This window comes from Streptomyces sp. NPDC046805 (assembly GCF_040645355.1).
In the GTDB taxonomy this organism is placed as follows: Bacteria; Actinomycetota; Actinomycetes; order Streptomycetales; family Streptomycetaceae; genus Streptomyces.
This window is the reverse complement of record NZ_JBEYYC010000009.1, coordinates 199,359-224,312: the sequence shown is the minus strand read 5'-3', so window position 1 is coordinate 224,312 and position 24,954 is coordinate 199,359. Positions and strand designations below refer to the sequence as shown.

Below are 24,954 nucleotides of genomic sequence, written 5' to 3'. Positions count from 1 at the left end.
TCTCGGCCGGAAGAGTTACGTAAAGACACGCAAAACACGCAGAGGGGTTTACAACGGCACCGTAGGTGGCATGTCGATTTCGCCGACGTGCGAATCCCCGAGCGCACACTGAGCGAAAGGCCCTGGCGCTTATGAACACCACGGTCAGCTGCGAGCTGCACCTGCGCCTCGTTGTGTCGAGCGAGTCCTCCCTGCCTGTCCCCGCAGGCCTGCGGTACGACACGGCCGACCCCTACGCCGTGCACGCCACCTTCCACACCGGAGCCGAGGAGACCGTCGAGTGGGTGTTCGCCCGCGACCTCCTCGCCGAGGGGCTCCACCGGCCCACCGGCACCGGCGACGTCCGCGTCTGGCCGTCCCGCAGCCATGGCCAGGGCGTCGTGTGCATCGCCCTGAGTTCTCCGGAGGGCGAGGCTCTGCTCGAGGCCCCGGCGCGGGCCCTGGAGTCCTTCCTGAAGCGAACAGACGCCGCCGTGCCCCCCGGCACGGAGCACCGGCACTTCGATCTGGATCAGGAGCTCTCCCACATCCTGGCGGAAAGTTAGGCCTACTCCCTCCAAGCCGCCCGGCGCCGTCCACTCGGGGAGACGGCTCGGGCCCAGACAACCGCATACGGCATGCACGCACCGACGCCGCCACCGTGACTCTCCGCGGGGGCGGCATCGGCGTGCCTACGTATCGCCCCTTCGGGCGCCGGTCGCCCGGCCCGGGGAACCCTGGCCTCCGTGGAGCCGTTCTCACTGGCAGCCGGCCACTACCATCGGCCAGCATCGGCGGGCGCCCGCCCGACCCCAGGCCAGGGAGCGAAACGTGCTGATCACCCACGACACCCGGTGTGCCCTCGACACCGTGGTGGATCTGGTGAACACCGTGCCGGAGGACGAGGCGGCGGTCGACGGGCTGTCCGATGTCGCGGCGCTCGAGGATTTCGTACGAAACCACGAAGTCAGCGATGTGGGGGTGCTGACGGAGTTCGATCTGTCGGCGGTGCGCGCGATCCGCGCGCGGTTCGCGGGGATCTTCGCCGCCCCGGACGCCCGGTCCGCCGCCGGGATGATCAACGAGCTGATCGCCGCCGCGGGGACGACACCCCGGCTCACCGACCACGACGGCTACGACTGGCACGTGCACTACTTCGCTCCCGGTGCCTCCCTGGCCGACCACCTTGCCGCCGACTGCGGGATGGCGCTGGCGTTCTTCGTGGTCGCCGGGGAGCACGAGCGGCTGCGCCGTTGCGAGGCTCCCGACTGCCGGCACGCCTTCGTCGACCTCTCCCGCAACCGCTCGCGCCGCTACTGCGACAGCCGTACCTGCGGGAACCGGCTGCACGTGGCCGCCTACCGGGCCCGGCGCAAGGAGGCGGCCCGCTGATCCGCCGGGCGGACCCTCGATGCCGGCGCCAGCCCGGCGGGTAGCCGGGGCTGACGCGTACGGCTCACAGCAACAGCAGGTCGTGCAGCGCAGCCATGAGGATCAGACACCCGATCACCGCAAGGAAGATCATCAGCGGTGGCTGGGAAAGGGCGAAGAGGCACCCGCGCGGCTCGTCCTCAGGCGGCGCGGCCTCGCTCTGTGTCGTATCCAGCATCTCGCGGGCGATGATGGCCCAGGGGGCGGCGGGCACGCGATCAACACGCACGGAAAGCGCGGGAGTTCGCCGAATCCCGTGATGTCCGGTCCGGTTCCGGTCGGGCCGTGAACGCTTCCGGCTGCGATCCGGACGCTCCGTGGCGTTTCAGCACGTCATGCGACCGACCGCCCTCGGTCCGCCGGACGGCCGTGCGGATCGGTGGAGCGTCGTACGGCCGTGTGTCATATCCCGTGCTTCTTGAGGATGGCCTCGATGTCGCTGAAGTCGTCCCCGGAATCGGTGGCGCGGGACGTGGTGGCCGGGCGGTTCCCGGAGCCGACCGCCGGACCCAGGGAGGGCGTCGACGCCGTCGGCACGACGGCGTCACCCTGCGTGCCTCGGGTCGTCGCCCTGCGCTCCGTGCGTGTGCGCCCGCGTCGGCGCTCGATGGCGCGGGTGGTCAGGAACAGGGCCAGGGCGACGGCCAGCACGCCGAAGCCCGCCCACGCCGTGGGGCTGAACGCGGTGCTGGCCAGCCAGCCGACGACGCCCGTCATCACCAGGCCGACGGGGACGAGGGAGTAGGCCGCGATGCGGGCGGCCGCCAGGAAGCGCTTGCGGTAGGCCGTGACCGCCGCGATGCCCAGGCCGGCCGCGGACACGGCGGAACAGACGGTTTCTGCGATCATCCGGTCCTCCAGGCGGGCTCGGTCGGTCAGGGCGAACGCGGGGGTGCGGTTCGTCCCTTCCATCCTGCACCGCCCGATCCCCGCCGTGCCATGGTCCGGCCCGACTTCAGGGACATCTGCGGGTTGTTCCCCGACCCCACGTCCGGGATCGCCTCCCTCCCCAGGCCGGGTCGTCCTCCTCCCGTCCGGGTTGGGCCGCCGCTTCCGGGCCTGGGAGACTGGCGTTCATGAACGACTCCTCCCCCGCACCCGCCGACGCCCCCGTACCGGATCTCGACGTGTGGTGCGAACTCCAGTGTCCGGACTGCCGCAGCGCCCTGGACGATCTCCGCGCCCTGCGCGCCCGCTACGGCGACCGTCTGGAGCTGCGGCTGCGGCACTTCCCGCTGGAAAAGCACAAGCACTCCTTCGCCGCCGCGCAGGCCGCCGAGGAGGCGCAGGAGCAGGGGCGCGGCTGGGACTACGTCGAGGCGGTGCTGGGCCGGGTCGAGGAGCTGAACCGTGCGGGAGAACCCTTCCTGCTCGAGGTGGCCCGTGAACTCGGCCTGGACGCCGAGGAGTTCGACACCGCGCTGATCGACGGGCGGCACATCCTGACCGTCGACGCCGACCAGGCCGAGGGCAAGGCCATCGGCGTGACCGGCACCCCGACCTACGTCATCGGCGGCGAGCGCCTCGACGGCGGCAAGAGCCAGGAGGGGCTGCGCGAGCGGATCGAGGAGATCGCGGACCGGCTGCTCGCGCAGCAGGCTGAGCGCCTGCCTCAGAGCAGGTTCTTGTACATCGAGAAACCCACCGGCACATAGCCGAGCGACGCGTACAGCCGCTCGGCCGGGGTGTTGCCGGCGAACACGTTCAGGCCGATGACGCGGTGGCCGGCGGCCACCGACTGGGCCTCGGCCAGCAGCATCAGGGAGCGTCCGTGGCCCCGGCCGCGGAACGCCTCGTCCGCCTCGACGTCGCAGACGTACGCCGTCTTCTTGATGAGTGACAGCCACAGGGTGCCGACCCGGGTGCCTTCGTGCTCCAGCACGCTGACCAGCATGTTCCCGGTCGCGGGGCCCTGGTGCAGCAGCTCGGCGTGGTCCTGCCGGGCCTTGGCCCGCGCCTCGTCCTCGGGCACGCCGCGACTGCTCCAGGACTGCACGTAGGTCCGGATCTTGTGCTCGGTCCAGGGCCCGAACTCGTCCTCGGTCATGGGCCGGCCCCTGCTTCCCTCCGGCAGAGCGGGCGCGACGTCGCCGAGGGTCTTCTCCATGCCGCGGTTGCGGTGGACGTACCCGAGCGCCGTGGCGAGCCGCAGCGCGGGCCCGGCCTCGGCGGGCACCCTGATCTCGACGCGCTCGCAGCCCCAGCCGCGCGCGACCTCCTCGGCGGCGAGCGCGGCCACCGCGCCCCGGCCGCGGCCGCGGTCCGGCTCCTCGATGGACAGGTCGTCGATCTGGGCGACGGAGACCCCGAAGGCGGGATGCGTCGAGAGCCGCATCCCGCCGACGGGACGGCTGTTCACGCACACCTGGAAGTGGCGGGACAGTGCCCCGTCGGCGGCGCGCTGGAGCGGCTCGGTCGGCCGCAGGGTCGTCGTCATCAAAGGTGTTGTACCCGTCGCGACGACCCGTGTCAGCCCAATTTCCCGGCGCGGTCAGGGATCGAGGTCGTCCCCGGACCGCTCGTCGAAGGTCCGCATCGCCTTGGCGGTCACCGGGCCCGGCGCGCCGCGCAGTTCACGGCCGTCGACCCGGTGCACGGCCTGGATGTCGCGGAGCGTGGACGTGAGGAAGACCTCGTCAGCCCGCTCCAGCACGTCCAGCGGCAGGTCGGTCTCCCGGGCGCCGGTCCACTCGACGGTCAGGGCGCGGGTGATGCCGGCCAGGCAGCCGGACGCGACCGGCGGCGTGTGGATCTCCCCGTCCAGGACGACGAAGACGTTGGAGCCGGTGCCCTCGCAGAGCTGTCCGACCGTGTTGGCGAACAGCGCCTCGGACGCGCCCTGTTGGCGGGCGCGGTCGAGGGCGACGACGTTCTCGCCGTACGAGGTGGTCTTCAGGCCGGTCAGCGCGCCGCGCTCGTTGCGGGTCCAGGGGACCGTGATGACGGCGGTGGAGTCGGGGCGGCGGGTGGTCTCGCCGAGGGCGACGACCAGGGTCGGGCCGTGTTCGCCGCGGTCGGAGCCGAGCGGGCCGTGGCCGCCGGTGTAGGTGATGCGCAGCCGGCCGAGCGGCATCGGGTTGGCCTCGAGGACGGCCGCGCAGGCGCGGCGCACCTCGTCGTGGTCGGGGTCGGGCAGGCCGAGGCCCCGGGCCGAGCGGGTCAGCCGGTCGAGGTGGCGGGTGAGCGCGAACGGCTTCCCGTGGGCCGCCTTCACCGTCTCGAAGACACCGTCACCCACGGTCAGTCCGTGGTCGAAGACGGACACGCGGGCGGACTCGGCGTCCTGCAGTCCGCCGTCCAGCCAGATCTTCACGAAAGGGTCCCCTTCACTCGCAGTCCCTCGCCTCGTACACCCCCGACGCTACCGTGAGCAGCCGGGATGCCTTGAGTTCCGTCTCCCGCCACTCCCCCTCCGGGTCGGACCCCCAGGTGATGCCGGCGCCGGTGCCGAAGCGCAGGACGGCCGCGCCGTCGGTGGTGCGGTCGATCCAGAAGGTGCGGATGCCGACGGCCAGCTCGCCGGTGCCGTGGTCCGCGTCGACCCAGCCGATCCCGCCGCAGTAGGGGCCCCGGGGCGCCGTCTCCAGGGCGTCGATGATCCTGAGGGCGCTCGACTTGGGCGCGCCGGTGACCGAGCCGGGCGGGAAGGCGGCGGCGAGCAGCTCGGGCCAGCCGGAACCGTCGCGCAGCTCGCCGCGGACCGTCGACACGAGGTGGACCAGGCCGGGGTGCTTCTCGACGGCGCACAGGTCGGGGACGCTCACGGTGCCGGTGGCGCAGACGCGGCCGATGTCGTTGCGGACCAGGTCCACGATCATCACGTTCTCGGCGTAGTCCTTCTCCAGGAGGTCCGCCTCGGTGCGTCCCGTGCCCTTGATCGGGCCGGAGTCGACGACCCGTCCGTCGCGGCGCAGGAAGAGCTCGGGGGAGGCCGTGGCTATCTCGACGCCGTGCCGGGGCAGCCGGATCGTTCCGGCGTACGGCGCCGGGTTGCCGCGGGCCAGCAGGGCGGTCAGGGCGTCCACGTCGGCGTCGGAGGCGACGGGTGCGGTCAGTACGCGGCAGAGGTTGGCCTGGTAGACCTCGCCGGCCGCGATGTGGTCGCGGATGCGGCGTACGGCCGCGGTGTAGGCGGCGCGGTCGAGGGACGACGTCCAGTCGTCCACCGCCGGGCCGTGCCACGCGCCCGGCACCGGCGCGGGCACCGGCTCCTCGCGTACGTCCGCGAAGCGCGCGCAGGTCAGGCCACCCTCGAAGTCCGCGCAGACGGCCCAGAACCCTGTGGAGTCCAGAGCGGCGGGATCGCTGGTGACGTCGAGGAGGCCGGTGGCGACGCGGTCGCCGAAGCGGGCCAGAGGGGGGAGCTGAGGAGCAGGGCGGAGCACACGGCCGAGTCTATGGCGGGTGTCCTGAGGGTGGCCCGGGCATGTCCCGCGGGTGCCCCGGCCGGGGTGTCCGACGGGTGCGGCGCAGCACGCTGCGCAAACGCGTTTTTGTACTGGCCGGGGAATCCGCTAAAGTTCAACACGTCGCCGGGACGCGGAAGCGGACCGAAACGACAAGCGGACGTAGCTCAGTTGGTAGAGCGCAACCTTGCCAAGGTTGAGGTCGCGAGTTCGAGCCTCGTCGTCCGCTCGCAGGAACAAGAGGGTCTTCCTGATCCTCTAGACTCCTGGTGGAGTGGCCGAGAGGCGAGGCAACGGCCTGCAAAGCCGTCTACACGGGTTCAAATCCCGTCTCCACCTCCAAGGACGATTAGCTCAGCGGGAGAGCGCTTCCCTGACACGGAAGAGGTCACTGGTTCAATCCCAGTATCGTCCACTGGTCCGCAAGGACCTTGATCCGCAAGGATCCCCCGCGCGATTAGCTCAGCGGGAGAGCGCTTCCCTGACACGGAAGAGGTCACTGGTTCAATCCCAGTATCGCGCACGCAGTGCCCATGATCCGCTCCATGGAGTGATCGTGGTCCCGAGGACGATTAGCTCAGCGGGAGAGCGCTTCCCTGACACGGAAGAGGTCACTGGTTCAATCCCAGTATCGTCCACACACCGAAGCCCCCGGCCGTCTCGTACGGCCGGGGGCTTCTTCGTGCGCCGGTCAGCTGGAGAACAGCATGTGGCCGAAGCTCTTGTGGCGGTGGTGGCCGTGATGCCCGTAGTGGCCGTGGCCCCCGTGCGGGGCGCCCCAGGCGGGGGCGGACGGCGCCGGGTACGTCTGCGGGGCGGACGGGGGCGGCGGGGCCGGCTGGGCCCACTGGGACTCCAGTCGGGTCAGCGCCTCCAGTTCGCCGTAGTCGAGGAAGATGCCGCGGCATCCGCTGCACTGCTCGATCTGGACGCCGTTGCGGTTGTAGGTGTGCATCGGCGCGTGACACTTCGGACACTGCATGCTCGGCTCAACTCCTCGCCGTCCGGTGCTGCTTGGTGTTTCCTCCAGGACAGACTCGGTCCGGCCCCCGTCGGTTGCAAGCTACTTCGGGATTCCGTCCGCCAACTCCAACGGCAGGGAGCCCATTCGGTCACAGGCGTCGACGAGGCACTGCTCCACCTCGTCCAGGGGGCGGTCCGCCGCGAGCGCCTTGGTGACGGCCAGGGCGGCGGTCTGCGCGGTGAGGGCACGGGCGGGGACGTCCAGGGCGGGCCAGGGGTCGCCGTCGGCGGGGACGGCCGGGCCTCCAGCCGCGCGGTAGGCGGTCAGGAAGCGCGCCCACGCGTCGGGCGGGAGCAGTCCGCAGGCGTACCAGGCGGCCGGGCGCGCGAGGTCCCAGGCGGCCACGCCCACACCGAGGTCGTCGACGTCGATGAGCTTCCAGGGGCCGTCCGGGGCCGGGGCGCGCACGAGTTGGCCGAGGTGCAGGTCGCCGTGGCAGAGGGTGGCGGTGTCCGGCATGGGCGCCTCGGCGCGGGCCCAGGCGGGGAGCGTGCCCCAGGCCCGCAGGACCGGAGGTGCGGCGGGGTGGGGGGACGGCGCCGCAAAGAGGGCGGCGCGGAGGCGGGCGATCGCGCGGGCGGCCTTGACGGGGCCGCGCATGGGAGGCGGCGCGGCAGGCCGGGAGTCGCCCTCGGCAACCGGCCCGGGGAGCAGTGTGGTCGCGACGGGCCCGGGGGCGGCGTGGGTGCGGTGGAGCCGGGCCAGGAGGCGGGCGGTGGCTTCCCAGGGGGCCGCGTCCGGATCGTCCGGATCCACGCGGGTGCCGCACGGCCAGAACGTCACGAGGCGGTCGTTCAGGAGGGCCGGAGCCGTCCCGACCGGCGGGAGGAGGATGTCCGGGAGACGGGCCGCCGTGGCCAGGCGCAGGGCGAGTTCGGCGGGATCGGTGTCAGCGGCGTGCGCCTTCGCGACGATTCCGGCGTGGCCGACGACGGTCGCGTCGGGGCGGTCGGCGAGGGTGACGATCGCGGCGCAGTCGCAGGGGGCACCGTCCGGATGGGCCGCGGCCGCGGCCTGCGCGGCCAACTGCGGTAGTAGGTCTGCGGTCACGAGGTCCCCCGGGTGTGTGCGGCTGCGGTCCGCGAGCGTACGCACACGCGCGTGCGCGCCCTCAAATGCCTGCGGCGCGGACCGGTTCGCCGGGACGGCGATGCCGGCGCAGCTCCCCAGCCGCGCCGGCATCCCTGCCGTCCGTCGCACCCCCGTCCCCACGGGGTTTCATGGGTGGATGTCCCCGCCCGGACCGCTCTTCCGGGCCTGGGGTCGCCGCTCAGCGCCCCAGCATCACGCCCACGGACGACGCCTGTCGGGCCACTGTCTCCCAGCCGTCGAAGACGACGAGGAGCAGGACCCCCAGGGGAAGGGCCATCAGCGTCGCCACCAGGGGGTGGCGGCGGCCGGTACGGCGGGGCCGGAACGCCGTGCGCTCCTGCCGGCGGATCGGTGTCCGCGGTGCCGTGTGGGCCATGGTCCCTCTCCTGACCGTGCTCGGTTGTCCCGGCCGTACACCCGGCCGGTGATGGTCTGTTGTCGTGTGCTCGTGGCAGCGACGGGTGACTGACCTCGGGGGACGAGTACCGCACCCGCCGCTTCACCTCAATCTAGGCTCGCGGCGACCGCCGGACGTCATGCCCTCGTACCGAATCGCGGGCCTCCCGGAGGATGAGCCGTCATCTGCGAAGTACTCCCCTGGGTGGAGGCGCGGCCCTGGGTCTCGGGTCTTCCCGGAGAGAGCGCCCCGAGCGTCCGGGGTTTTCCGGCTGTCCTCGCACGGCACCGGCAGCTCCACCAGAGCAAGTACCCGGTTCGCCGTGAAGCGGGCCGCACGGACAACACTCCTTCCCTCACTGCCTCAACGGCGTGAGGGACCCCAGGGTGACTTCGCTCACTTCCACCACGCCCCGGCGTACCGCCGTCTCCATCCGGCGGCCCGCCCTGCTCGCCACCGCCTCGTACGTGCACGTCGCGCCCCCCGCGTCCACGGCCGTCTCCGCTCGCTCACCCTTCACACGCCCAAACCCCCTTCCCTGACGGCCGATTGGAGGCACAGTCCGGCCAAAACTGCTTTTGTGCGCAGATTCCTGATTACCTCTCAAGTCTCCCACGCGGCACTGACAATCGGTCGGGACGAGAGGGCGCGGCCTCTGCGCGCGGGCGGCCGTGGAAACGTAAGCTGTGGCTCGTCAGACGGACCGGGCAGCGGGGATGAACATGGCGATGATGCGCCTGAGGCGCGAGGACCCGCGCGTCGTCGGCTCGTTCAGGCTTCACCGACGGCTCGGCGCGGGCGGCATGGGCGTGGTCTACCTCGGTTCCGACAGAAAGGGCCAGCGGGTCGCGCTCAAGGTGATCCGTCCCGATCTGGCGGAGGACCAGGAGTTCCGCTCGCGGTTCGCACGCGAGGTGTCGGCGGCGCGGCGGATCAGGGGCGGGTGCACGGCGCGGCTCGTCGCGGCCGATCTGGACGCCGACCGGCCGTGGTTCGCGACGCAGTACGTGCCGGGACCCGCACTCCACGACAAGGTCGCCGATGAGGGGCCGCTCAGCGCTGCGGAGGCGGCGGCGATCGGTGCCGCGCTGTCCGAGGGGCTGGTGGCCGTGCACGAGGCCGGCGTCGTGCACCGGGACCTGAAGCCGTCCAACATCCTGCTGTCCCCCAAGGGTCCGCGGATCATCGACTTCGGCATCGCCTGGGCGACCGGCGCCTCCACGCTCACGCACGTCGGTACGGCGGTCGGCTCCCCCGGCTTCCTCGCGCCCGAGCAGGTGCGCGGCGCCGCCGTGACGCCCGCCACGGACGTCTTCTCCCTGGGCGCGACCCTGGCGTACGCCTCGACCGGTGACTCGCCCTTCGGGCACGGCAGTTCGGAGGTGATGCTGTACCGCGTCGTCCACGAAGAGCCGCAGCTGTACGGCGTACCGGACGCGCTCGCCCCGCTGGTGCGGGCCTGCCTGGCGAAGGACCCGGAGGATCGCCCCAGCACGCTCCAACTGTCGCTCAGGCTCAAGGAGATCGCGGCCCGCGAGGCACAAGGCCTGGCGGACGTACGGCCGCCCGCTCCCCGCACCACCGAGGCGGACCGGCCGACCGGGCGCCTCACCGAGACCTACGGGGAGCAGCAGCGCACCCTGAAGCGTGCGCCGTCCGCCCCGGGCACGCCCGTGCCGCGCGGCGGCACTCCCGCACGGGGTGGCACGGCCTCGCGCGGCGGCAGCGCGTCACGGACCGGCGGCGCCTCGCGTGGCGGCGGTACGGCACGGGGTGGCGGCGGTACGGCGTCGCGCCCCGGTGGAGCGCGCCCGACGCCCGCGTCGCGCACCACCACGAGGTCCGGCGGCGGCAGCCGTCCCGCTCCGCGCAGCGGTGCCGGGCGGCCGGCGCCGCGCACCACGGGGACCAGGCTGCGGCCCGCCAATCCGCGGCTGCTGCGGCAGCGGCTGTTCGTGTTCGTCGTGGTGACCCTGCTGGTCGCCCTGGGCATCGCGGTGGCGCAGGGCTGTCAGGGCCCCGCGCGGGGGCTGGGCGGCGCGGGACGCGTCGTCGCGGCGGGGCAGGCGCGTCCGGGCGTACCGCCAGCTGTCCCGCTTGTGCCATCGACCGTGGCCGCTCACGCCCGGAGAACCTGACGCCCTGCCGACCCCTGCCCGCAGCCTCACGGCGATCCCGGAGTTCCGAACAGGTCACTGCGGTGAGCCATCGCAGCGCATCACCGTTTCAGGCCGGCGTCGGCAGCGTCCTGCACGCGCTCGCATTCGATGCGGTGGGGACGACCCCGTCAAATTGAGCGCAGCCCAACGGTCGAATTCCCGCGCTCGGCCAGGTTTTACCCATGCCTATTACGCGAAGGGAACATAGCCTTACAGATGGGGGCATATTGCTGAGGGGATAGCCGTGGGTGATCAAGGTCTGTTCGAAGACGACGCCGAAAGCGAACGGCAGGAGAAGGCCGCCGCGAGCCAGCCGCTGGAGCCGCGAGTGGGCCCCGTGCCGAAGGGGCCGCCCGAGTCGAAGCCGTACACGCATCCGGCGGCCGGCTGGGGTGCGGCCAAGGCCGTCACCGAGGTCCTGATCGACGAGCGCGAGGTCGTGGTGGGCTCGCTCGAGATGCTGAAGCTGAACCAGGAGGACAGCGGCGGCTTCGACTGCCCGGGCTGCGCATGGCCCGACACCAAGGGCCTGGCGCTGGACCTGTGCGAGAACGGCATCAAGCACACCACGTGGGAGATGACGCCCAAGCGCGTCACCCGCGAGTTCTTCGCGCAGCACACCGTCACCTCGCTGTTCGACTGGAACGACCACGACCTCGAGGCCGAGGGCCGGCTGACCGAGCCGATGGTCTACGACCCGGAGACCGACCACTACGTGCCGATCAGCTGGGCGGACGCCTTCAAGCTGTTCGGCGACACCGTCCGCGCTCTCAAGGATCCGAACCAGGCCTCGTACTACACCTCGGGACGGCTGGGCAACGAGGCCTCCTTCCTCTACCAGCTCATGGCCCGCGAGCTCGGCACCAACAACCAGCCCGACTGCGCCAACATGTGCACCGAAGCCGGCAGCCGCGCGATGCTCGCCTCGCTCGGCACCGGCAAGGGCACCGTGGACCTCAAGGACTGGGAGGCCGCGGACGCCGTCTTCGTGGTCGGCATCAACGCCGCGTCCAACGCGCCGCGCATGCTCACCCCGCTGGCGCAGCTCTACCGCGAGGGCAAGAAGATCGTCCACATCAACCCGCAGATCGAGGCGGGCGCCACCCGCACGATCATTCCGCACGACATCCTCGCGATGGCGACCTTCCGCGCCACCCCGACCAGCAACCTCGACATCCAGCCGCGGTCCGCCGGCGACATGGCACTGATGCGCGGCATCGCCAAGGCCACCCTGGAGATGTCCGAGAGGGACGAGCACGCGATCGACAGGGAGTTCCTGGCGCGCCACACGAGTGGCTTCGACGACTACCGGAGGCTGGTCGAGGACACCTCGTGGGACGAGATCGTCCACCAGTCGGGCGTGGCCAAGGAGGACATCCTCAAGGCAGCCACGATCTACCGCGAGGCCGACCGGTCGATCATCACCTGGGGCCTCGGCGTCAACCAGCACGAGCACGCCGTCGACACCATCCGCGAGATCGTCAACGTACTGCTGCTGCGCGGCAACATCGGCCGCGAGGGCGCCGGCGCCGCGCCCAACCGCGGCCACAGCAACGTGCAGGGCAACCGCACCTGCGGCATCACCAACGCCCCCACGCGGGAGTTCCTCGACAAGCTCGCCGAGGTCTGCGATATCGACCCGCCGTACGAGGAGGGGCTGGACGTCATCGGCACCGTCGAGGCGATGGACCGCGGCGACATCAAGGTCTTCGTCGGAATGTCGGGCAACTTCGCGCTCGCGTTGCCCGACACCAGGTACACCTACGCGAGCCTGCGGAAGGTGGATCTGACCGTCTACGTCAGCACCAAGCTCAACCGCAGCCACATCGTGCACGGCAAGCGGGCGCTGATCCTGCCGTGCCTGGGCCGCACCGAGAAGGACGTGCAGGAGAGCGGACTGCAGCGGCTGTCGGTCGAGAACGGCGATTCGATGGTCCACCTCTCGCAGGGCAACCGGCACCCGGCCTCGCCGCACCTGCTCTCCGAGCCCGCGATCATCTCCGGCCTGGCCCAGGCGGCGCTGCCGGACTCCTCGACCCCGTGGGAGTGGTACGTCGAGGACTACGACCGCATCCGGGACACCATGGCGAAGGTCCTGTACGGCTTCGAGGACTTCAACCGGCGCGTCCGGCAGCCGATGGGCTTCCGGATCAAGCAGCCCGCCCGCGAACTGGTCTTCCTCACCCCCACCGGACGCGCCGAGTTCTCGCACGCCCCCCTGCCCGACGTGGTGCCCCGCGACGGAAGGCTCGTCCTGGGCGCGATGCGCTCCCACGATCAGTGGAACACCACGGTCTACACCGACAACGACCGCTACCGGGGCATCCACAACCTGCGCACGCTCGTCTTCATGAACGCCGACGACATGCGCGAGCGCGGCCTTGCGGAGTTCCAGCCGACCACGATCACGGCATACGCCAAGGACGGCACCGAGCGCACACTGAAGGGATTCCTCGCGGTCGAGCACGACATTCCCCGCGGCGTCGCCGCCGGCTACATGCCGGAGCTGAACCAGCTGATCTCGATCAGCGACTACAGCGCCCAGAGCGACCAGCCGCTGATGAAGCAGCTGGACGTCACGATCGAACAGGAAGCCTGACGGCTCGCCCGTGGTTCCGCGTTCTCCCGCGTGGTCGCTTCGGGTTTCACGCCGGCGTCGATGTCCGCGCGGCGAGCGGTTCAGACAGGTCGCGGCTGGGTGGCGTAGAAGGCCACGGCCGAGGCGGCCGCCACGTTGAGGGAGTCGACGCCGGCGTCCATCGGAATGCGTACGTGCTCGTCGGCCGCGGCGAAAGCCTCCGGGGTGAGGCCGTCGCCCTCGGTGCCGAAGACCAGGGCGAGCTTCTCGTACTTGCGCGCGGCGAGCTCGTCGAGGGGGATCGCCCGGTCGCTCAGGCAGAGTGCGGCGACCGTGAAGCCCTCCGACCGCAGGAGCTCGGCGTCCTTCGGCCAGGACTCCAGGCGAGTCCACGGCACCTTGAAGACCGCCCCCATCGAGACCTTCACGGACCTGCGGTAGAGAGGATCGGCACAGCGCGGGGTGAGGAGAACCACGTCGACGCCGAGGGCTGCGGCGTTCCTGAACGCGGCCCCCATGTTGGCGTGATCGACGATGTCTTCGAACACGGCGACGCGCCGAACCGCACGTTCTCCTTGCAGACCCGAAGGCGACCTCGCGCCGATGTCGGCGCGGTCGTCGACGGCCTCCACCGCCGCCACCCGCCGTGCGGAGCGCAGCAGTTCGGGTGCCGCGGGCAGCGGCCCCCGCTGCATGGAGGCGAGGGCGCCGCGGTGCACGTGGTAGCCGGTGACCTGTTCGGCGAGCTCGGGGCTGACCGCGTACACGGGGGCCGGGGACTCGTCGATGACGTCGCGCATGACGTCGATCCACTTGGCCGAGAGCAGCATCGAGCGCATCGCGTAGCCCGCTTCCGCGGCCCTCCTGATGACCTTCTCGCCCTCGGCGATGAACAGCCCCTCCGCGGGCTCGCGCTTGCGGCGCAGCTCGACGTCGGTCAGGCCCGTGTAGTCGCTCAGGCGCGGGTCGTCGGGGTCCTCGATGGTGATGAGATCGGCCACGGGGGTGCTGCTGCCTTGTCGGGACGGGGCTGGGGTGCCAACGGCTGGATCGGGTGGAACGGGTGGCGCGGGTGAAAACGGATCGCGTCACCCAAGGTTACGGCCCACGCCGACGACCTCGCCGACGACGATGACCGCGGGAGGCTTCACGTCCTCGGCGCGGACGGTCTCGGCGACGGTGGCGAGGGTCGCGTCGACGCGCCGCTGCGCCGCCGTGGTGCCCTCCTGGATCAGGGCGACCGGGGTGTCAAGGGACTTGCCGTGGGCGACGAGCGTCTCGGCGATCTTTCCGATCTTGTCGACGCCCATGAGGATCACGAGGGTGCCGGTCAGCCTGGCCAGCGACGGCCAGTCGACCAGGGAGCGCTCGTCGTCGGGGGCGACATGGCCGCTGACGACGGTGAACTCGTGGGCGACGCCCCGGTGGGTGACCGGGATGCCGGCCGCCGCGGGCACCGAGATCGAGCTGGAGATGCCGGGGACGACCGTGACCGGGATGCCGGCCTCCGTCAGCGCCTGGACCTCCTCCATGCCGCGGCCGAAGACGAACGGGTCGCCGCCCTTGAGCCGTACGACCGACCTGCCCTGCTTGGCGTGCTCGATCAGCGCGTTGTTGATGGCCTCCTGGGCCATGTAACGGCCGTACGGGATCTTGGCCGCGTCGATCACCTCGACGTGCGGCGGGAGTTCGGCGAGCAGGTCGCGCGGGCCGAGCCGGTCGGCGATGACCACGTCGGCCTCGGCGAGGAGGCGGCGGCCGCGCACGGTGATCAGGTCCGGGTCGCCGGGGCCGCCGCCGACCAGGGCCACGCCGGGCGTACGGGTGCGGTGGTGCGGGGCGACGAGGGTGCCGTCGCGCAGACCCTCGACGACCGCGTCGCGGACGGCGGCGGTGTGCCGGGGGTCGCGGCCGCGCGCCTCCGTGGTGAGGACGGCGACCGTGACGCCCGCGCTGTGGCCGGTCGCCGGGGTCCAGGCGGTCGCCGCGTCGGCGTCGTCGGAGCGGACGCACCAGACGCGCCGGCGCTCCGCCTCGGCGGAGGCGGCGGCGTTGGCCTCGGGGTCGCTGGTGGCGATGAGGGCGTACCAGGCGTCGGCGAGGTCGCCGTCGGCGTACGGCCGCCGCTCCCAGGTGATCTCACCGCCGTCCGCCATGGCTTCCACGGAGGCGGTCGCCCCGGGCGACACGAGGAGGACGTCGGCGCCCGCCGCGATGAGGGCCGGCAGGCGGCGCTGGGCCACCTGGCCGCCGCCCAGGACGACCACACGGCGGCCGGCGAGGCGGAGGCCTACGGGATAGGCGGGGTGTTCGGCCATGAGGGACGGCTCCTCGTGAGGCTGTGTGGTGCGGGCGCTGCGGCTCCGGAGCGGCCCTGACGTGCGGATTTTATGCGGGGTGCGGGGCAGGCGGCCCGGGTGGTCCGGCAGTTGGACACCGGACCACGGGAGAACGCCGGACCACCCGGGCCGTGGCGCCGTGGCACCGAAGCACCGGGGCGCCGTGGCGCCTACTTCTCCGTTACCCCTGCCGAGTCGAACGTCGCCACCTCGTGCATGGCCCGGGCCGTGCTCTGCACCATCGGCAGCGCGAGCAGGGCGCCCGTGCCCTCGCCGAGGCGCAGGTCGAGGTCGACCAGGGGGCGCAGGCCCAGCTTGTTGAGGGCGGCCACGTGACCGGGCTCGGCGCTGCGGTGGCCCGCGATGCAGGCCGCGAGGACCTCGGGGGCGATGCCGCGGGCGACCAGGGCGGCCGCGCCCGCGCTGACGCCGTCCAGGATCACCGGCGTGCGCAGGGAGGCGCCGCCGAGGAGCAGGCCGACGAGGGCCGCGTGCTCGAAGCCGCCGACCGCCGCCAGGACGCCGATGGGGTCGGCCGGGTCCGGCTGGTGGAGTTCGAGAGCCCGGCGGACGATCTCGGTCTTGCGGGCCAGGGTCTCGTCGTTGATGCCGGTGCCGCGGCCGGTCACCTCGGCCGGGTCCGCGCCCGTGAAGACGGAGATCAGGGCCGCGGACGCCGTGGTGTTCGCGATGCCCATCTCGCCGGTGAGCAGGGCCTTGTTGCCGGCCGCCACCAGGTCGCGCGCGGTCTCGATGCCGACCTCGATGGCCTGCGTGGCCTCCTCGCGGGTCATCGCGGGACCGGTGGTCATGTCGGACGTGCCGGCGCGGACCTTGCGGGGCAGCAGTCCCGGGGTGGCCGGCAGGTCGGTGGCGACGCCCACGTCCACGACGCATACCTCGGCGCCCACCTGGCTCGCGAAGGCGTTGCAGACCGCTCCCCCGCCCAGGAAGTTGGCCACCATCTGGCCGGTGACCTCCTGCGGCCAGGGGGTGACGCCCTGGGCATGCACGCCGTGGTCGCCCGCGAAGATCGCGACGGCCGCGGGCTCCGGGATCGGCGGCGGGCACTGCCGGGACAGGCCGGACAGCTGCGCCGAGATGATCTCCAGCATGCCGAGTGCGCCCGCGGGCTTGGTCATACGCTTCTGGCGCTCCCAGGCCTCGCCGAGCGCCTTGGCGTCCAGCGGGCGGATCTGCGCGACGGTCTCGGCAAGCAGGTCGTGGGGTTCCTCTCCAGGAAGGGCGCGGCGGCCGTACGTCTCCTCGTGTACGACCCAGGACAGCGGACGGCGCTTGGACCAGCCCGCCTGCATCAGCTCGGGCTCCTCCGGGAACTCGTCGACGTACCCGACGCACAGGTAGGCGATGGCTTCGAGGTGCTCGGGCAGGCCGAGGGCGCGGACCATCTCGCGCTCGTCGAAGAAGCTGACCCAGCCGACGCCGAGGCCCTCGGCGCGGGCGGCGAGCCAGAGGTTCTCCACCGCGAGCGCGGCCGAGTACGGCGCCATCTGCGGCTGCGTGTGGCGGCCGAGGGTGTGGCGGCCGCCGCGGGTCGGGTCGGCGGTGACGAGGATGTTCACCGGGGTGTCGAGGATGGCCTCGATCTTCAGTTCCTTGAACTGCTTCGCCCGGCCCTTGGGCAGCGACTTGGCGTACGCCTCGCGCTGGCGCATGGCCAGTTCGTGCATGCTCCGGCGCGTCTCGGCGGAGCGGATGACGACGAAGTCCCACGGCTGGGAGTGGCCGACGGAGGGCGCGGTGTGGGCGGCCTCCAGGACGCGCAGCAGCACCTCGTGCGGGATGGGGTCGCTGCGGAAGCCGTTGCGGATGTCGCGGCGCTCACGGATGACCTTGAGGACGGCCGCGCGCTCGACGTCGTTGTAGGCGGGCGCGGCCGGGCCGAGGGACCGTCGCGGCTCCGCCACCGCGGCCGTTCCCTCCTCCGGTTCGGCGGCCCTGGTCTCCAGGTCCTCCGCCTGCTGTACGACGTCGGGACCTGCCTCCTCCGCGACGACGGCCGGCTCGGCCTCGCGGGGCCCGGGAACCGTGGCGACGGGCTCCTCGGGGGGCGTCGCGGGCGCCTCCTGCGCCGCGCCGTCGCCCTGGTCCTGCGTGGGGAGGACGAGTGGCTGCGGCGGGGTGGGAGCCAGGTGCGGGGTCGTCGGCACCTGGCCCTCGACGGGCACGAACCGGCCCAGCGGCTGGTCCGGGTGCGGCTCCAGCGGGACGGTGCTCGGGAGAGGGGCCTGGTCGCCGGGCACCTCGCCGGGCGCCTGGTCGGCGGGGGGCTCGGCGGCCGACGCGTCCGGCTCCGCGGGCTCGGCGGGCACGGCTTCGGCGGGCACGGGCTCGGCGGCGGACGCTGCTGCCGCCTCGGCCTCCGGCGGCGCGGGCTCGGCCTCCGGCGGCGCGGGCTCGGCTTCCGCCGGCGTCGCCTGCTGGGGCTCGGTCGCGTCGGGCGCGGGCTGCTGCTCGTGCGACGCGGAGGGGTCGGCGTCGCTCGCCGGGGCTTCGGGCGCGGGCGCGACGAACTCGCCGCCGTGCGGCTCTGCTTCAGCGGTCGGCTGCTGCTGCACGTCCTCGGCGGTCGGCTCGTCCGATACGACCCCGGCGGCCGGAGTCTGCTCGGGCACCTGCACGGCCGGCGCGGACTGCGGTCCCTGGACCTGTGCGGGAGCGGCCGCCTCCGCGGGCTGGTCGGCGAGTTGACCGGTGATCTGCTCGGCAGGCTGCTCGGCCGACTGGTCGACGGGCTGAGGGACGGCCTCGGGCCCAGGCGCGGGTGCGGCGGCCTCGGGCTCGGTGGGTACGGCGTCCGGGGCGGGCGGCACGGCCTCGGCCTCCGGCGCCGGGACGGCGGCGTGCGGGTCGATCACGGCTGCCTGCGGAGCCTCGGCGGTGGTGAACTGGGCGGCTTCCGGCGGGACTTGACCGACGTCGACGCTCGCCGTGCCGTCGGGCGCCTGAGCGGCCTCCGGGATCTGCGCACCCTCGGGGCTCAGGGGCTGCATCGCCTGCGGGCCTTCCTGGGGCTGGAACTGAGCCTCCGCCGGCTGCTCCGGCGTGACGTGGGCACCCATCGGGCCCTCGACCGGCGCCGGGTACGCGCCCATCGGGCCGCTCTCGGGGCCGTACATGCCGTCGGGACCGTGCACGCCCTGTACACCGTGCGCAGCGTCGTATCCGTCGTATCCGAGCGCCGGCTGAGCGTCTCCCTGCCCCTGCGGAACATGTCCGGCACCGTCCGCCGGCACGGCCGCCTGCGCCGTCATGTCCACCGTACCCGTACCGCCCACCACGGCAGCGTCGGGCGCGAGGTGGGCCGCCGGGGCCTGCGGAGCAACCGTTTCGGCGGTCGGGGCCTGGACGCTCACCTGGGGCGCGGGCGCCGGGGCTCCGACCCACGGGGCCGTGCTCTGCGGGGCGATGTCGCGCGGCGTCTGCGTGTCGAAGTACTCGGGGCCGATCGTCGGCGGGCCCTGCTGCCGTACCGGAGCGCCTGCGGGGCCGCGGTCGGCGAGGGAACGGACCGGGCTGGCGGCGGCGTTGGGGATCGGCGGGCCCAAGTGCAGCGGGCGACGCGGGGTCGGGGGCGCGGTCTGGTCGTACGGGGCCGCGAGGATGGGGGACGGCATGGCGGACGGGGGCGTCGTCTCGGACGGGCGGACGCCGCTGAGATCGACGGAACCGCTGTCGCGGCCCGAAGCCTCGTGCGGGCTCGGCTGGTGCATGGCCTCGACGACGGGCTCCGGCGCGGGCGGTGGCACTTCGTTGCCCCACGCGCCCTGGGCGCCCGGCAGCAGGAGTTCGTCGTCCTCTGAGGGAGTGTCGGAGAGGTGGGTGTACGCGCCGTGCGCCGCAACGCCCGGCTGTTCCACCATGCCTGCGCTCTCCGGCAGTCCCTCGCCCGGGATCTGGCCGGTGTCGGTCATGCGTACCCCTCGCCCATCGGTTAGTGCTCCTACGACCAGCTCACCAGGAACGGCGCACCGACCGTCCCGCAGTGAAGAACGAGCGTGCGTGCTCGGCGGCACGAACGACCCGTCCGGAAAAGGCGACAAAGCCATTCAGTGGCATTGTCCCGGCTGCTCCACCGTCGCGACAGCATGATCCGCGACAGTCCGCTGTGGACTGCGCCACGTTGCGCGTCCTCCGGTTCCGCCGTACCACACCTGTCCCAAAACGGGCATGATTTCCGGACATTGACGAACGAAGTTCCGGGCCACCTGATGCGGTCCAACGGTCGGCCAGCCTACCGCGCGCGGTACGACCAACCGATCTCGGGGCGCGGTCCGGCAGCCCCGAGCGACGCCCGGCCACCGCCCCTCAACGAGGCGTTTCGCGCCGCGGCAATTCCGCTGTGAGCAGGAACGCGACGTTTCGCTCGGTCTCCGTCCAGGCCCTGGTGTCGAGTTCGACGGACTGCATCAGGGCGCACTCGACCCGGTATCCGTGCTCGGTCAGGTCACGGCCGACGAGTTCGGCCTCGTCGCGGGTCGCGGCGTGCGTGGCGATACGCCGCGGGCGGCGGTCGGCGACCGCGGAGACCACGGCAACTCCCCCGCCCCCGACGCGCACGACGTCAGGTTCGGGCAGGTTCTCCAGGACGTGCGGGGCGGTGCCCTGCACCGTCTGGAGCTGGACGCCGAAGCGGCGCGCGGCCGACTCGGTGCGGGCGCACGCCTCCTGGTTCCGGTCGACGGCGATGACGGCGGCGCCGGCCCGCGCCGCGTCGGTGGCGAACGCGCCGCTGCCGCACCCGATGTCCCAGACGAGGTCGCCGACCCGGGGCCCCAGGCGGGCGAGTTGGGCCGCCCTGAGCAGTTCCGTCTCGCCCTCGCCGAGCCTGCCGCCGTACTCCTCGTCGGGCAGCACCCAGCCGCGCGGGCCCGCGAGCGGATCGCGCCCGGCGATCCAGCCGCCGCTCTCGCCCGCGGCGACGGGACCGGCCGGGCCTCCGATGACGATGACGACGTTCGGGTCGCGCCAGGTGTGGTCGGCGGCCTTGTCGGAGGTGACGACGGCGACCTGCTCGCGTTCGGTGCCCAGCTCCTCGCAGATGACGAAGGTGCGGTGCACGCCGTCCAGGAGCAGCCCGAGCTCGGCGGGGCCGGCGCCGGGTGAGGTGAGGACGGCGACCTTCGTGTGGGCGCGGCACACATTCACCGCGCGTCGCAGGGTGCGCGGGTGTGCGACGACCACCTGGGCGTCGTCCCACGGCATGCCCGCGCGGGCGAAGGCGGCGGCCACGGAGGAGACGGCGGGGACGACCTCCACCTCCAGGCCGAACTCGGGGGCGCGCAGGGTCCGTACGACACCGAAGAAGCCGGGGTCGCCGTCGGCCAGCACGACCGCGGTGCCGCGGTGGGCGGCGATACGGCGGGCGGCCAGGGAGACGCTGCCGAGCCGGATGCGCTCGGCGCCGGGGGGCACCTCGGGGAGCGCCAGGTGGTGGGCCGCGCCCGCGACGAGCGTGGCGGCAGAGAGGGCGGCGCGTGCCGCGGCGGTCAGCGGCGAGCCGTCCCAGCCGATCACCGTGACCCGGTCGGCCATCGTCGTCAGTCTCCAGGGTTTTCGCAGGTCGTCAGGGATCGGAGCCGCCCGTGGGCCGGCTCCGTGAGCGTACCTGGTGGAGCTGTCGGGTGCGCGGCGGGCGGCGGCGCCCGGGGAGTGTTTCCCCAGTGTTCAGCCGGATTCTTCCCTCAGTTCCAGTCGGAGAACGACGTGAAACCACCGGTGTCGGCGAGCTGTTCGCCCGCGCCCTCCAGGTCCTCCGGGAGGAGGCTCCAGACGATGTAGTCGCTGCGCTGGTCCGTCCAGGTGCCGTCCTCGGCGCGGACGTGCACTATGCAGGCGTTGCGCAGCACGCCCTCGCTGAGGCAGCCGATCTTCTGGGCGACCTGCTGGGAGGCGGTGTTGCCGGCGGCGGTGCGCAGCTCGATGCGCTCGAACTTCTGGCCGCTGAAGAGCCATTGGGCGGTCGCCAGCGCGGCCTCGGAGGCGTAGCCCTCGCCGCGGGCCCAGGGGGCGACGATGTACGACAGTTCGGTGGACCGGATGCGCCAGTCGGTCCTGGCCAGCTGGACGACGCCGACGAGCCGCTGGGTCAGGAACTCGGCGACGGCGAGGTCGAGGCCGCGGCCGGCGGCGCGTTCCGCGGGCGCGTACTCGGTGATCCAGCCGCGGGCGCGGTCCTCGGTGTAGGGCTGTGGGACTTCGGTCCAGGCCGCGACCTGCTCGTCGTTCATCATCTCGGCCAGGGCGGGCACGTCGTCCTCGTCGAGGGGCCGCAGCACCAACCGCTCCGTGCTGATGGAGATGTTGGGGAAGGTGCTCGTCATGCGCCACTCCGTACACATCGGAAATCCTTGGGAACCCCTCGGGGCTGAACTGCCCAGCATGCAGCATGAAAGCACGCAACCGCACCACGGGGTCCACGCCAAGTGATGGCGTGGACCCCGTGCGTGGCGCCCCGCGGTGGACGCGCCGCCGGCCCGTCAGCTCGCGCGGGGCGGGCTCCAGATCATCGGTTCAGTTCCCCCCGGGGCCGGATCAGAACGACGGGACGACCGAACCCTGGTACTTGTCCTCGATGAACTTCTTCACCTCGGGCGAGGTGAGGAGCTTGGCGAGCTTCTTGACCCGCGGGTCCTTCTCGTTGCCCTTCTTGACCGCGAGGAAGTTGCCGTAGGGGTTGTTCTTCGGGGACTCCAGCACGAGGGCGTCCTTGGCGGGCTTGAGGCCGGCCGAGATGGCGTAGTTGCCGTTGACGACCGCGGCGTCCACGTCGTCCAGGGAGCGCGGGGTCTGGGCCGCCTCGACCTCCTTGAACGTGAGCTTCTTCGGGTTCTTGACGATGTCCTGCGGGGTCGCCTCGTTGCCGACGCCGGCCTTGAGCGTGATGAGGTGGTTGGCGGCCAGCAGCTTCAGGGCGCGCGCCTCGTTCACGGAGTCGTTCGGGACGGCGATGGTCGCACCGCTCTTCAACGCGTCGGCCTTCTTCACCTTGTGGGAGTAGAGGCCGAGCGGCTCCAGGTGCACCGTGACGACGGGCACGATGTCGGTGCCGCGCTTCTTGTTGAAGTCGTCCAGGTACGGCTTGTTCTGGAAGTAGTTGGCGCCCACCGAGCCGTCCTCGGTCGCCGTGTTCGGCGTGATGTAGTCGGTGAACTCCTTGACCTGCAGGTCGAGTCCCGCCTTCTTCGCCAGGTGGTCCTTGACGTAGTCGAGGATCTCGGCGTGCGGGGTGGGGCTCGCGGCGACGATCAGCGGGCCGCTGTAGTCGGAGGCGGAGGAGCTGCCCTTGCCGGAGCCGCAGGCGCTGAGCCCGAGGGAGAGGGCTCCGGCGGCGAGGACGGCGGTGGTGATCTTGGCGGTGTTACGCACGAAAAGTGCCTTTCCTTAAAGGTGGTGCGACCCCGTGTCGGTGCTACGGGGAGTCTGTGCGAGGTGGGTCAGGCGGCCTGGCTCACGTCCGCGGCCGCGGACTCCTTGGCCTTCAGCAGGCGGAGCCGGGGCGCGGCCCCGGAGCGGCCGCCGCGGTGGTGCAGGTTGCGGGCGGCGTAGTCGCCGGCGAACTGGATGAGGGAGATGACGACGGCGAGGATGCCGACCGTGATCCACATCAGCTCGGTCTCGAAGCGCTGGTAGCCGTAGCGGATGGCGATGTCGCCGAGGCCGCCGGCGCCGACCGTGCCGGCCATGGCGGAGTAGCCGATGAGCGCGACGATCGTGGTCGTGGTGCTGGAGATGAGCGAGGGCAGCGACTCCGGTACGAGGACCTTGCGGACGACGGTCCAGGTGTTGCCGCCCATCGACTGCACGGCCTCGACGAGGCCGCCGTCCACTTCGCGGACAGCCGTCTCGACCAGGCGGGCGAAGAACGGGATCGCTCCGATGGCCAGCGGCACGATCGCGGCCTCGCGGCCGATGGTCGTCCCGGTGATCGAGCGGGTGAAGCCCATCAGCGCGACCATCAGGATGATGAAGGGCATCGAACGAGCGACGTTCACGATCTGCCCGATGACCTTGTTCGCGACGACGTTCTGGAGCAGCCCGCCCCGGTCCGTGAGGACGAGCAGGATGCCGAGCGGGAGGCCGCCGAGGACGGCGATCAGCGTGGACCAGCCGACCATGTAGAGCGTGTCCCAACACGCCTGGGACAGCAGCGGCTGCATCTCGGACCAGGTCACTTGGCACCTTCCTTCACCAGTGCGGGCGCCTCGCCCGGTTCGTCGCCGACCACGTCGATCTGCAGGCCCTGCTCGCGCAGGAAGCCGACGGGCACGACGTTGTCCTCGTAGCGGCCGGGCAGTTCGATGCGCATACGGCCGATCTGGAGGCCGCCGACGGTGTCGATGGCGGCGCCGAGGATCGAGATGTCGATGTTGTAGGTGCGCGCGAGCTGGGAGATGACCGGCTGGGTGGCGGCCTCGCCGTGGAAGGTGACGTCGAGGACGGTGCGGTCGGCACCGGAGGCCTCGCCCTCCACCGGGAACAGCGCGGCGGCCAGCTGCGAGCCCGGGGTCGCGAGCAGCTCGCCGACGGTGCCGGACTCGACGATGCGGCCCTTCTCCATCAGGGCGGCGGAGTCGCAGATCGACTTCACGACGTCCATCTCGTGGGTGATGAGCAGCACGGTCAGGCCCAGCTGCCGGTTCAGGTCGCGCAGCAGCTGCAGGATCGAGCGGGTGGTCTCCGGGTCGAGGGCGCTGGTGGCCTCGTCGGACAGCAGCACCTTGGGGTCGCCTGCCAGGGCGCGGGCGATGCCCACACGCTGCTTCTGGCCGCCGGAGAGCTGGGCGGGGTAGGCCCGCGCCTTGTCGGCGAGGCCGACCAGGTCGAGGAGTTCCAGCGCCTTGCGCGAGCGCTCCTTGCCGGACGTGCCGAGGATCTCGAGCGGCAGCTCGATGTTGTCCTGGACGGTCCGGGAGGACAGCAGGTTGAAGTGCTGGAAAACCATGCCGATGCGGCTGCGCGCCTGCCGCAGTTCCTTGCCGGCGCGATGGCCGCGGCCGGCGAGGGCGGTGAGGTCCTGCCCGGCGACGGTCACGGTGCCGGAGGTGGGACGCTCCAGCAGGTTGACGCAGCGGATGAGGGAGGACTTGCCGGCGCCGGACTGGCCGATGACGCCGTACACCTCGCCTTCGCGGACATGGAGGTCGACGCCGTCGAGGGCGGTGACCTCGCGGCCGCGTGAGCGGTAGACCTTGGTCAGGCCCGATGTCGTGATCACTGGGTTTCCGTCACTGTCGAGTGCGCGGGCGCGGGTGTGCCCGGGCACGTGGGCATGATGTCGGGAACGCGGCACGTTTCTCGCGGAGCGATGGAACCGGGGAGAACATGTGCGCGGGGGCGTGACGTTGTCTCGTAGGTCGGTCGTATGCCACTCGTGTGTCAGGGACGACGTACGGACAGGCCACGGCGTCTCGCTTCGGGGCGCGAGGCTCGGGTGGTGCGGGGGCCCTCTAGAAAGCGCACATTCGACGCATAGGACACATACAGCGAGCACCGGGCGTCATGGTCGCCTCGGTCGCAAGGGTGCGG

21 protein-coding genes, 5 tRNA genes and 1 pseudogene are annotated in these 24,954 nt (G+C 72.1%); 10 read left to right on the top strand and 17 right to left on the bottom strand.

Going from position 1 to position 24,954, the window contains the following annotated elements:
• The first annotated feature begins 131 nt into the window (after positions 1-131).
• Positions 132-545, top strand: coding sequence for an SsgA family sporulation/cell division regulator (locus tag ABZ910_RS13010; protein WP_004002642.1), 414 nt, complete (start codon positions 132-134; stop codon positions 543-545).
• Between the two features lie 265 nt (positions 546-810).
• Positions 811-1,371, top strand: coding sequence for a CGNR zinc finger domain-containing protein (locus ABZ910_RS13005; RefSeq protein ID WP_361362834.1), 561 nt, complete (start codon positions 811-813; stop codon positions 1,369-1,371).
• Positions 1,372-1,435: 64 nt separating this feature from the next.
• On the opposite strand, the gene ABZ910_RS13000 is transcribed toward ABZ910_RS13005, so the two are convergent.
• Positions 1,436-1,624, bottom strand: a complete 189-nt coding sequence (locus ABZ910_RS13000; protein ID WP_361362882.1) for a hypothetical protein — start codon at positions 1,622-1,624, stop codon at positions 1,436-1,438.
• 188 nt (positions 1,625-1,812) lie between these two features.
• The gene (locus tag ABZ910_RS12995) at positions 1,813-2,322 is read right to left on the bottom strand and encodes a hypothetical protein (protein ID WP_361362831.1); all 510 of its coding nucleotides are present in this window, start codon (positions 2,320-2,322) and stop codon (positions 1,813-1,815) included.
• Positions 2,323-2,486: 164 nt separating this feature from the next.
• On the opposite strand from ABZ910_RS12995, the gene ABZ910_RS12990 reads away from it, so the two are divergent.
• The gene (locus tag ABZ910_RS12990; protein ID WP_361362828.1) at positions 2,487-3,065 is read left to right on the top strand and encodes a DsbA family protein; all 579 of its coding nucleotides are present in this window, start codon (positions 2,487-2,489) and stop codon (positions 3,063-3,065) included.
• Here ABZ910_RS12990 and ABZ910_RS12985 read toward each other — a convergent pair.
• Genes ABZ910_RS12985 through ABZ910_RS12975 form a run of 3 tightly spaced genes read right to left on the bottom strand, consistent with a single transcriptional unit; the run spans position 3,023 to position 5,795 of the window.
• A complete protein-coding gene (locus ABZ910_RS12985) occupies positions 3,023-3,847 on the bottom strand; it encodes a GNAT family N-acetyltransferase (RefSeq protein ID WP_361362825.1) in 825 nt (274 codons plus the stop codon). The two genes, ABZ910_RS12990 and ABZ910_RS12985, sit on opposite strands and share 43 nt — an antisense overlap.
• A 54-nt stretch (positions 3,848-3,901) precedes the next feature.
• The gene (locus tag ABZ910_RS12980; protein ID WP_361362823.1) at positions 3,902-4,723 is read right to left on the bottom strand and encodes an aminodeoxychorismate lyase; all 822 of its coding nucleotides are present in this window, start codon (positions 4,721-4,723) and stop codon (positions 3,902-3,904) included.
• 13 nt (positions 4,724-4,736) lie between these two features.
• The gene (locus tag ABZ910_RS12975; RefSeq protein WP_361362820.1) at positions 4,737-5,795 is read right to left on the bottom strand and encodes a chorismate-binding protein; all 1,059 of its coding nucleotides are present in this window, start codon (positions 5,793-5,795) and stop codon (positions 4,737-4,739) included.
• A gap of 177 nt (positions 5,796-5,972) precedes the next feature.
• Between ABZ910_RS12975 and ABZ910_RS12970 the strand changes: the two genes are divergently transcribed.
• From ABZ910_RS12970 to ABZ910_RS12950, 5 genes are all read left to right on the top strand, one after another.
• Positions 5,973-6,045: transfer RNA gene (locus ABZ910_RS12970), tRNA-Gly, on the top strand.
• Positions 6,046-6,084: 39 nt separating this feature from the next.
• Positions 6,085-6,158: transfer RNA gene (locus ABZ910_RS12965), tRNA-Cys, on the top strand.
• A 1-nt stretch (position 6,159) separates the two neighbouring features.
• A tRNA-Val gene (locus ABZ910_RS12960) sits at positions 6,160-6,231 on the top strand.
• 36 nt (positions 6,232-6,267) lie between these two features.
• Positions 6,268-6,339 (top strand) — tRNA-Val (locus ABZ910_RS12955).
• A gap of 43 nt (positions 6,340-6,382) precedes the next feature.
• Positions 6,383-6,454, top strand: a tRNA-Val gene (locus ABZ910_RS12950).
• A gap of 53 nt (positions 6,455-6,507) precedes the next feature.
• Here ABZ910_RS12950 and ABZ910_RS12945 read toward each other — a convergent pair.
• From ABZ910_RS12945 to ABZ910_RS12930, 4 genes and pseudogenes are all read right to left on the bottom strand, one after another.
• Positions 6,508-6,798, bottom strand: a complete 291-nt coding sequence (locus tag ABZ910_RS12945; protein WP_361362817.1) for a zf-TFIIB domain-containing protein — start codon at positions 6,796-6,798, stop codon at positions 6,508-6,510.
• An 81-nt stretch (positions 6,799-6,879) separates the two neighbouring features.
• Complete coding sequence (locus tag ABZ910_RS12940; protein WP_361362814.1) at positions 6,880-7,890, bottom strand: phosphotransferase; 1,011 nt, start codon at positions 7,888-7,890, stop codon at positions 6,880-6,882.
• Positions 7,891-8,110: 220 nt separating this feature from the next.
• Positions 8,111-8,308, bottom strand: coding sequence for a hypothetical protein (locus tag ABZ910_RS12935; RefSeq protein WP_361362811.1), 198 nt, complete (start codon positions 8,306-8,308; stop codon positions 8,111-8,113).
• Between the two features lie 202 nt (positions 8,309-8,510).
• Positions 8,511-8,849, bottom strand: a pseudogene (locus ABZ910_RS12930) (hypothetical protein).
• Positions 8,850-9,045: 196 nt separating this feature from the next.
• On the opposite strand from ABZ910_RS12930, the gene ABZ910_RS12925 reads away from it, so the two are divergent.
• Both ABZ910_RS12925 and ABZ910_RS12920 read left to right on the top strand, forming a co-directional pair.
• The gene (locus ABZ910_RS12925; protein WP_361362880.1) at positions 9,046-10,467 is read left to right on the top strand and encodes a protein kinase; all 1,422 of its coding nucleotides are present in this window, start codon (positions 9,046-9,048) and stop codon (positions 10,465-10,467) included.
• A 349-nt stretch (positions 10,468-10,816) separates the two neighbouring features.
• A complete protein-coding gene (locus tag ABZ910_RS12920) occupies positions 10,817-13,087 on the top strand; it encodes an FdhF/YdeP family oxidoreductase (protein ID WP_361362878.1) in 2,271 nt (756 codons plus the stop codon).
• Between the two features lie 80 nt (positions 13,088-13,167).
• Here the strand turns inward: ABZ910_RS12920 and ABZ910_RS12915 are convergent, their stop codons facing one another.
• From ABZ910_RS12915 to ABZ910_RS12880, 8 genes are all read right to left on the bottom strand, one after another.
• Positions 13,168-14,067, bottom strand: coding sequence for an RNA methyltransferase (locus ABZ910_RS12915; protein WP_361362808.1), 900 nt, complete (start codon positions 14,065-14,067; stop codon positions 13,168-13,170).
• An 87-nt stretch (positions 14,068-14,154) separates the two neighbouring features.
• A complete protein-coding gene (gene cobA / locus ABZ910_RS12910; RefSeq protein ID WP_361362806.1) occupies positions 14,155-15,384 on the bottom strand; it encodes a uroporphyrinogen-III C-methyltransferase in 1,230 nt (409 codons plus the stop codon).
• Positions 15,385-15,575: 191 nt separating this feature from the next.
• Positions 15,576-19,340, bottom strand: a complete 3,765-nt coding sequence (gene cobT, locus ABZ910_RS12905) for a nicotinate-nucleotide--dimethylbenzimidazole phosphoribosyltransferase (protein WP_361362804.1) — start codon at positions 19,338-19,340, stop codon at positions 15,576-15,578.
• A 394-nt stretch (positions 19,341-19,734) separates the two neighbouring features.
• Positions 19,735-20,961, bottom strand: coding sequence for a precorrin-6y C5,15-methyltransferase (decarboxylating) subunit CbiE (gene cbiE / locus ABZ910_RS12900; RefSeq protein WP_361362801.1), 1,227 nt, complete (start codon positions 20,959-20,961; stop codon positions 19,735-19,737).
• A 149-nt stretch (positions 20,962-21,110) separates the two neighbouring features.
• Positions 21,111-21,749, bottom strand: a complete 639-nt coding sequence (locus ABZ910_RS12895; RefSeq protein WP_361362798.1) for a GNAT family N-acetyltransferase — start codon at positions 21,747-21,749, stop codon at positions 21,111-21,113.
• A gap of 211 nt (positions 21,750-21,960) precedes the next feature.
• Positions 21,961-22,794: a MetQ/NlpA family ABC transporter substrate-binding protein gene (locus ABZ910_RS12890; RefSeq protein WP_361362795.1), complete on the bottom strand. Its 834-nt coding sequence runs from the start codon at positions 22,792-22,794 to the stop codon at positions 21,961-21,963.
• Positions 22,795-22,862: 68 nt separating this feature from the next.
• The gene (locus tag ABZ910_RS12885; protein ID WP_361362792.1) at positions 22,863-23,600 is read right to left on the bottom strand and encodes a methionine ABC transporter permease; all 738 of its coding nucleotides are present in this window, start codon (positions 23,598-23,600) and stop codon (positions 22,863-22,865) included.
• Positions 23,597-24,643 (bottom strand): ATP-binding cassette domain-containing protein, encoded by a 1,047-nt coding sequence (locus ABZ910_RS12880; RefSeq protein WP_361362789.1) that lies wholly within the window; start codon positions 24,641-24,643, stop codon positions 23,597-23,599. The genes ABZ910_RS12885 and ABZ910_RS12880 overlap by 4 nt, the downstream gene beginning before the upstream one ends.
• Between the last annotated feature and the right edge of the window lie 311 nt (positions 24,644-24,954).

Bases quoted from the DNA above. Each gene is read 5' to 3' on its own strand.
- ABZ910_RS13010 (WP_004002642.1), top strand. From the start codon at position 132: ATGAACACCACGGTCAGCTGCGAGCTGCACCTGCGCCTCGTTGTGTCG.
- ABZ910_RS12945 (WP_361362817.1), bottom strand. From the start codon at position 6,798: ATGCAGTGTCCGAAGTGTCACGCGCCGATGCACACCTACAACCGCAAC.
- ABZ910_RS12925 (WP_361362880.1), top strand. From the start codon at position 9,046: ATGAACATGGCGATGATGCGCCTGAGGCGCGAGGACCCGCGCGTCGTC.
- ABZ910_RS12990 (WP_361362828.1), top strand. From the start codon at position 2,487: ATGAACGACTCCTCCCCCGCACCCGCCGACGCCCCCGTACCGGATCTC.
- cobT (WP_361362804.1), bottom strand. From the start codon at position 19,340: ATGACCGACACCGGCCAGATCCCGGGCGAGGGACTGCCGGAGAGCGCA.
- cobA (WP_361362806.1), bottom strand. From the start codon at position 15,384: ATGGCCGAACACCCCGCCTATCCCGTAGGCCTCCGCCTCGCCGGCCGC.
- ABZ910_RS12935 (WP_361362811.1), bottom strand. From the start codon at position 8,308: ATGGCCCACACGGCACCGCGGACACCGATCCGCCGGCAGGAGCGCACG.
- ABZ910_RS12895 (WP_361362798.1), bottom strand. From the start codon at position 21,749: ATGACGAGCACCTTCCCCAACATCTCCATCAGCACGGAGCGGTTGGTG.
- cbiE (WP_361362801.1), bottom strand. From the start codon at position 20,961: ATGGCCGACCGGGTCACGGTGATCGGCTGGGACGGCTCGCCGCTGACC.
- ABZ910_RS12995 (WP_361362831.1), bottom strand. From the start codon at position 2,322: ATGGAAGGGACGAACCGCACCCCCGCGTTCGCCCTGACCGACCGAGCC.
- ABZ910_RS12985 (WP_361362825.1), bottom strand. From the start codon at position 3,847: ATGACGACGACCCTGCGGCCGACCGAGCCGCTCCAGCGCGCCGCCGAC.